Origin of the sequence: Kineococcus indalonis (genome assembly GCF_009906395.1) — a bacterium.
Lineage (GTDB): Bacteria > Actinomycetota > Actinomycetes > Actinomycetales > Kineococcaceae > Kineococcus > Kineococcus indalonis.
Genome location: NZ_JAAALM010000197.1, coordinates 1 through 6,678 on the forward strand (window position 1 = coordinate 1; position 6,678 = coordinate 6,678).

Below are 6,678 nucleotides of genomic sequence, written 5' to 3' on the forward strand. Positions count from 1 at the left end.
GCACCGCCTCGTGGTGCGCGAGAGCACCGGCGGCACGAGGGGCCCGGGCGGGCCGGGGGGTTCAGCCGCCGGTGCTCTCGCGCACCACGAGGCGGTGCTCGGCCGTCAGCGTGCGCGGGGCGGCGTCCAGGCCGTCGAGGCGCTCGGCCAGCAGCGCCAGGGCCTGCTCGGCCGCGGAGGTGCGGTCGATGGCGACGGTGCTCAGGGTGGGGGCGCAGTAGCGCGACTCCTCCACGTCGTCGACGCCGATGACCGCGACGTCCTCGGGCACGCGGCGGCCCAGGCGGCGCAGGGCGTGCATCGCGCCGAAGGCGAGCAGGTCGTTGGCGGCGAAGACCGCGTCGACGTCGGGGTGCTCGGCCAGCAGCGCCGTGGTGGCGTCGTAGCCGTGCCGGCGCTCCCACTCCGGCGTGGGGCGCATCAGCTCGCGGTCCAGGCGCACGCGGGCGCGGCGCAGGGCGCGGCGGTAGCCCTCCACGCGCTGGGCGAGCACCGGGGAGCGCTCGGCGTCCTTGTCGCCGAGGAAGGCGATGCGCCGCCGGCCCCGCTCGAGCAGGTGCGTGGTGGCCAGGTCACCCACGGCGACGGAGTCGATGGTGACGCGGTCGAGGTCGACGCCCTCGCCGTTCTCGCCGATGAGCACGGCCGGGGTGGTGTCGCGGCGCCGCCCGAGCACGTCGGTGGGGATGTTCAGCGGGACGAAGACGAGGCCGTCGACCATGCGCACGCCGAAGCCGTCGGCGGCCTCGCGCTCGCGCTCGGGGTCGGCGTCGGTCTGCTCGACCAGCAGCGTCAGGCCGCGGCGGCGCGCGGCGGTGACCAGGGCGCTGGTCAGCTCGCCGTAGTAGGGGCTGATGACGTTGGGCACCGCCAGGGCGACCAGCCCGCTGCGGCCCTGGCGCAGCTGGCGCCCCATGCCGTTGGGGCGGTAGTCGAGCTGCTCGATGAAGGCGCGCACGCGCTCGCGCATCTCCGGGCGCACGTGCGGGTGGTCGTTGACGACGTTGGAGACCGTCTTGATCGACACGCCCGCTGCTGCTGCGACGTCCTTCAGCGTCGTCGCTCGGGTCGCTGGCATGGCTGAATCATGGCACCTCGCGGGCCGGGCCCGCTTGACGTGCCTCGGGTCGAGGGTGTTTCTTTCTTCCAACGTTGCAAGGATGCATTGGAGGTCGACGATGACCCGAACGACCCTCTCGCGCAGGACAGCCCTGCGCGCAGCGGGTGCGGCGGCCCTCGGGGTGGGCGCCGCGGGGCTCACCTCGTGCGCCGACCCGGTCACGGGCTCCGGCTCGGGCGGGCAGCTGGCGTACTGGAACTTCTTCACCGGCGGTGACGGTGAGCGCATGGTCCAGCTGGTCGACAGCTACCGCGACGAGGCCCCGCAGGTGCAGGTCACCGACACCACGCTGGCCTGGGGCGCGCCGTACTACACCAAGCTGGCCATGGCCTGCGCCGGCGGGCGCGCCCCGGACCTGGCCACGATGCACATGTCCCGCCTGCCCCCCTTCGCCGCGCACCTGCTCGACCCGTTCGACCTGGACGAGCTCGCCGCCCGCGGCATCACGGCGGACCAGTTCCCCGAGCGCGTGTGGGACAAGGCCCAGCACGACGGGCAGCTGTACGCCCTGCCGCTGGACACGCACCCGATGGTCCTCTACGTGAACACCGACCTGTGCGACCGCGCCGGCCTGATGGGCACCGACGGGCAGCTCGCGCCGATCACCTCCGCCGAGCAGTTCCTCGACGCCGGCCGGCGCCTGGCGGACGTCACCGGCTCCACCGGCATCTCCTGGGCCGCGGCCGACGGCCTGGGCGGCTGGATGATGTTCTGGTCGGTCTTCCGCCAGCTCGGCGGGCGCCTGGAACTGCCCCAGGGCGGCACCGCGCAGGTCGACCGCGACGCGATGGTGCAGGCGTTCTCCTTCATCCGCGACCTGACCGACGGCACGATCTGCTCGCCCACCCTGGACGGCCCGGCCGCTCCGGCGGTCTTCGCCAGCCAGCAGGCGGGGTTGTTCGTCCTGGGCCCCTGGGAGCTCATCACCGCCGAGACCGCGGGCATCCCCTTCACGATGCAGCAGTTCCCCGCCCTCTTCGGCGACCAGCCGCTCATCCGCGCCGACAGCCACAGCTTCGTGCTGCCGCGGCAGGCCTCGCTGGACCCGGCCCGGCGCTCGGCCGCCTACGACATGGCCGCCTCGATGCTGCGCAACAGCCTCTCCTGGGCGGGCGGCGGGCACATCCCCGCGCTGTCGGCGGTCTCCGACAGCCCCGAGTTCCTGGCGCTGCAGCCGCAGGCGAACTACGCCGGCGCCGCCGACGTCGTCGAGTACGACCCGGACGCGTACTTCTCCGGCTCGGGCTCGCAGCTGATGTCCTTCGGCGGGCAGCAGATCCTCAGCGTCTCCACGCGCGCGCAGACCCCCGAGCAGGCGACGGACACGTTCCTGACGTGGGTCGACCAGCAACTCGCCATCCCCAGCCCGGTCTGAGCCGACCGTCGACGACAGAGGTACCCATGGCCACCACCGCGAGCGGTCGCACGACCGTGCCCGCGCCCCGGGCGAGGCAGCCCCGGCGCACCACCTCCTCCCTCACGACGAACCCCGGCGGGTTCTGGTTCGTCCTGCCCTTCGTGCTCGTCTACGCGGCGTTCACGGTCTTCCCCGTCCTCTACGGGTTCGGGATGAGCTTCTTCAACGTCAGCCTCGCCGGCGCACCGACGTCGTTCGTGGGGCTGGACAACTACGCCGAGCTCCTCGGCGACTCCCAGGTGTGGCGCACCCTGGGCCACACCCTGCTGTTCACGGTGATCTCCACGGTCCCCCTGGTCGTGGTGTCGCTGGCGATGGCGCTGCTGGTGCACACCGGCGTGAAGGGCCAGTGGTTCTGGCGCTTCTCCTTCTTCGCCCCCTACCTGCTGCCCGTCTCCACGGTCGTGCTGATCTGGAACTGGCTCATGCAGGGCGACTTCGGGTTCATCAACGGCGTCCTCGGCGGCCTGGGCCTGCCGACGGTGGGCTGGCTGAGCGACGAGGGCGTGGCGCTGACCTCCGTGGTCCTCATCACCGTGTGGTGGACCGTCGGCTTCAACTTCCTGCTGTACCTGTCGGCGCTGCAGGCGATCCCGGAGTCGGTGTACGAGGCCGCCGCGCTGGACGGCGCGGGCGGCTGGCGCCGCACCGTCTCGATGACCCTGCCGCTGCTGAAGGGCACCACGGGGCTGGTGGTCGTCCTGCAGGTCCTGGCCTCGCTGAAGATCTTCGACCAGGCGTACATCCTGTTCGGCGGCTCCGGCGGCCCCGGCGGCGCGGCCGCGCCGATCCTGCAGCACGTCTACGACACCGGCTTCGTGAACTACCGCCTCGGCTACGCCTCGGCCATCTCCTACGTCTTCTTCGCCCTCATCATCGTCGTCTCGCTCGGGCAGTTCGCCCTGAGCCGCCGCCGGGGAAGGACCGCAGCATGAGCACCCTCACCGCTCCCCGCGCCGAGGCGGTGGCCACCTCGCGCAGCGGCGCCAGGGTGCGCCAGCACTCCCCGCTGGGCCGCGCCCTGATCGTCACCGCGCTGGTCGTCGTGGCGCTGCTGTGGCTGGCCCCGCTGGCGTGGGCGCTGATCACCTCCCTGAAGCCGGAGGCGGAGACCACCGACGTCCCGCTGCAGGTCGTGCCCGACGCCGGCTTCACCGGCACCGCCTACGGCACGGTGCTGGGCAACGACAACCTCATCACGTGGTTCGTGAACTCCACCCTCGTGGCGGTCGTCGTCACGGTGCTCACGGTGGCGGTCTCGGCGCTGGCCGCCTACGGGTTCTCCCGGTGCAGCTTCCGCGGGCGCGGGCTGCTGTTCGCCCTGACGGTGGCGGGCATCATGGTGCCCCCGCAGATCCTCGTCGTGCCGCTGTACCGCGAGGTGCTGGCGATGGGCCTGGCGGACACCTACTGGGGCATCATCCTGCCGCAGCTGGCGGTGCCGACCATGGTCTTCATCCTGAAGAGCTTCTTCGACGGCATCCCGCGCGAGCTGGAGGAGGCCGCCCGCGTCGACGGCGCCGGCTCGTTCCGCGTCTTCTGGCAGGTCGTCCTGCCGCTGTCGCGCTCCATCCTCGCGGCGGTGGCGATCTTCGTGTTCATCGGCGCCTGGAACAACTTCCTGTGGCCGTTCATCATCACCTCCAACCCGGACCTCATGACGCTGCCGGTCGGGCTGGTGCAGGTGCAGTCCAGCTTCGGCGTGCGCTACGCGCAGGTCATGGCCTCCGCGCTCCTGGCAGGCTTGCCCCTCATCATCGTGTTCATGCTGTTCCAGCGGCAGATCATCCGCGGGGTCGCCACCACCGGCCTCGGCGGCCGCTGACCCCACCGCCCCGCACACCCACCCAGGGAGGAACCCCGTGCGCAAAGCCCAGCTCACCCTCGACCCGGCCTTCACGGTCGGACCCGTCCCGCACCGCCTGTTCGGCTCCTTCGTCGAGCACATGGGCCGCTGCGTGTACACCGGCATCTTCGAGCCGGACCACCCCACCGCCGACGAGGACGGCCTGCGCGGCGACGTCCTGGAGCTGACGAAGCAGCTGGCCCCCACCGTCGTGCGCTACCCCGGCGGCAACTTCGTCTCCGGCTTCGAGTGGGAGGACTCCGTCGGCCCGCGCGAGGAGCGCCCCCGGCGCATCGACCGCGCCTGGCGCTCGGTGGAGACCAACCAGTTCGGCCTGGCCGAGTTCGACTCCTGGGCCCGCAAGGTCGGCACCGAGACGATGATGGCCGTCAACCTCGGCACCCGCGGGCTCCAGGACGCCTGCAACCTGCTGGAGTACGCGAACCTGGACTCCGGCACCAAGTACGCCGACCTGCGCGTCGCGCACGGCACCAAGGACCCGCTGGGCGTCAAGCTGTGGTGCCTGGGCAACGAGCTGGACGGGCCGTGGCAGACCGGGCACAAGACCGCCCACGAGTACGGCCGGCTGGCCGCCGAGACGGGCCAGGCCATGCGCTCCATCGACCCGGACATCGAGCTGGTGGCCGTCGGCTCCTCCAGCCGCTCGATGCCCACGTTCGGCGCCTGGGAGTCCACCGTCCTGGAGCTGGCCTACCACACGGTGGACTACGTCTCCTGCCACGCGTACTACGAGGACGTCGACGACGACCCGGCCAGCTTCCTGGCCTCGGCGGTGGACATGGACCTGTTCATCGACCAGGTCGTCGCCACCGCCGACGCGGTGCGCGCCCGCGGCAAGCACAACAAGCGCATCAACATCTCGTTCGACGAGTGGAACGTGTGGTACCAGTCCCGCCCGCACCACGCCCCCGGCGTGCAGCCGTGGGACGTGGCCCCGCGGGTCATCGAGGACGAGTACTCCATCACCGACGCCGTCGTGGTGGGCACCCTGCTGAACTCGCTGCTGCGCCACGCCGACCGCGTCACCATCGGCGCGCAGGCGCAGCTGGTCAACGTCATCGGCCTGCTGCGCAGCGAGCCGGGCGGGCAGGCGTGGAAGCAGACCATCGCCCACCCCTTCGAGCAGGTGCGCCACCTGGCCACCGGCGAGGTGCTGCGCGTGGCGACCCGCTCCGACAAGCAGGAGACCGCCAAGTTCGGCGACGTCGACGTCGTGGACGCCAGCGCCACCTGGAACGACGACACCTCCACGGTGTCGCTGTTCCTGGCCAACCGCGACCTCACCGAGCCGGCCTCGGTGGAGGTCTCCCTGCGCGGCTTCGACGTCTCGAAGGTCGTCACCGCCAAGGTCCTGGCCGCCACCGAGGGCCAGGACCGGCACACCACCAACGCCACCGGCAGCCACGACCAGGTGGGCCTGCGCCCGCTGCAGGACGTCAGCGTCGTCGACGGCCTGGCGACCGTCGTGCTGCCGCCGCTGTCCTGGGCGGTCGTGCAGGTCGCCAGGGCCTGAGCCCCGGGGGCGGGGGGTCAGATCCAGCCGGCGCGGCGGGCCGCGACGACGGCCTCGTGCCGGTTGGACACCCCCAGCTTGCCCACGCAGCTCGACAGGTGGTTGCGGACGGTGCCCGGCGAGAGGGAGACGCGCACGGCGATCTCCTCGATGCCGGCACCGTCCGCGGCCAGCTCCAGCACGTCCGCCTCCCGCGGCGTCAGCGGGCTCTCCCCCGCCGCGATGGCGTCGGCCGCCAGCTCCGGGTCGACGTAGCGCCCCCCGGCGGCCACGGTGCGGATCGCCTCGGCCAGCACCGCGCCGGAAGCGGTCTTGGGCAGGAACCCGCGCACCCCCAGCTCCAGGGCCCGCTTGAGGTAGCCGGGCCGGCCGTGGCTGGTGAGGACCATCGTGGTGCAGCCGGGCACCTGCGCGTGCAGCGCCTCGGCCACCGCCAGCCCGTCGGCGCCGGGCATCTGCAGGTCCAGCACCGCCACCCGCGGGCGCTCCTTGCGGGCCACCGCGATCGCCTCGGGCCCGGAGGCGGCCTGGGCGACGACGTCGATGTCGTCCTGCAGCTGCAGCAGCTGCGCCACCGCCGAGCGCACGAGGTGCTCGTCGTCGGCCAGCAGCACGCGGATCGGCGCGCTCACCGCGCCACCCCCGCTGCGCCCGCCGCCGCGGTCGGCGCCGGCAGCTCCGCGCGCAGCGTGAACGTGCCCCCGCGGTGCTCCACGCCCAGCTGCCCGCCCAGCGGCCGCAGCCGCTCGGCCAGCCCCGCC

Annotated in this window: 6 protein-coding genes; 4 read left to right on the top strand and 2 right to left on the bottom strand. The window is 72.6% G+C overall.

Annotation, left to right across the window (positions count from 1 at the left end):
* Nucleotides 1-61: 61 nt before the first annotated feature.
* The gene (locus tag GTR00_RS11105) at nucleotides 62-1,078 is read right to left on the bottom strand and encodes a LacI family DNA-binding transcriptional regulator (RefSeq protein ID WP_166611686.1); all 1,017 of its coding nucleotides are present in this window, start codon (nucleotides 1,076-1,078) and stop codon (nucleotides 62-64) included.
* 100 nt (nucleotides 1,079-1,178) lie between these two features.
* Between GTR00_RS11105 and GTR00_RS11110 the strand changes: the two genes are divergently transcribed.
* Genes GTR00_RS11110 through arfA form a run of 4 tightly spaced genes read left to right on the top strand, consistent with a single transcriptional unit; the run spans nucleotide 1,179 to nucleotide 5,917 of the window.
* A complete protein-coding gene (locus GTR00_RS11110) occupies nucleotides 1,179-2,495 on the top strand; it encodes an extracellular solute-binding protein (protein WP_166611687.1) in 1,317 nt (438 codons plus the stop codon).
* Between the two features lie 26 nt (nucleotides 2,496-2,521).
* The gene (locus GTR00_RS11115) at nucleotides 2,522-3,472 is read left to right on the top strand and encodes a carbohydrate ABC transporter permease (RefSeq protein ID WP_166611688.1); all 951 of its coding nucleotides are present in this window, start codon (nucleotides 2,522-2,524) and stop codon (nucleotides 3,470-3,472) included.
* Nucleotides 3,469-4,362 carry a carbohydrate ABC transporter permease gene (locus GTR00_RS11120; protein ID WP_166611689.1) on the top strand — a complete coding sequence of 298 codons (894 nt, stop codon included), beginning with the start codon at nucleotides 3,469-3,471 and terminating at the stop codon, nucleotides 4,360-4,362. The genes GTR00_RS11115 and GTR00_RS11120 overlap by 4 nt, the downstream gene beginning before the upstream one ends.
* A gap of 37 nt (nucleotides 4,363-4,399) precedes the next feature.
* A complete protein-coding gene (arfA, locus tag GTR00_RS11125) occupies nucleotides 4,400-5,917 on the top strand; it encodes an arabinosylfuranosidase ArfA (RefSeq protein ID WP_166611690.1) in 1,518 nt (505 codons plus the stop codon).
* A 17-nt stretch (nucleotides 5,918-5,934) separates the two neighbouring features.
* Here the strand turns inward: arfA and GTR00_RS11130 are convergent, their stop codons facing one another.
* Complete coding sequence (locus GTR00_RS11130; protein WP_166611691.1) at nucleotides 5,935-6,549, bottom strand: response regulator; 615 nt, start codon at nucleotides 6,547-6,549, stop codon at nucleotides 5,935-5,937.
* Nucleotides 6,550-6,678: the final 129 nt, after the last annotated feature.

What these genes read in the sequence shown, in the direction of transcription:
- GTR00_RS11120 (WP_166611689.1), top strand. Translation starts at nt 3,469, where the DNA reads ATGAGCACCCTCACCGCTCCCCGCGCCGAGGCGGTGGCCACCTCGCGC.
- GTR00_RS11110 (WP_166611687.1), top strand. Translation starts at nt 1,179, where the DNA reads ATGACCCGAACGACCCTCTCGCGCAGGACAGCCCTGCGCGCAGCGGGT.
- GTR00_RS11105 (WP_166611686.1), bottom strand. Translation starts at nt 1,078, where the DNA reads ATGCCAGCGACCCGAGCGACGACGCTGAAGGACGTCGCAGCAGCAGCG.
- GTR00_RS11115 (WP_166611688.1), top strand. Translation starts at nt 2,522, where the DNA reads ATGGCCACCACCGCGAGCGGTCGCACGACCGTGCCCGCGCCCCGGGCG.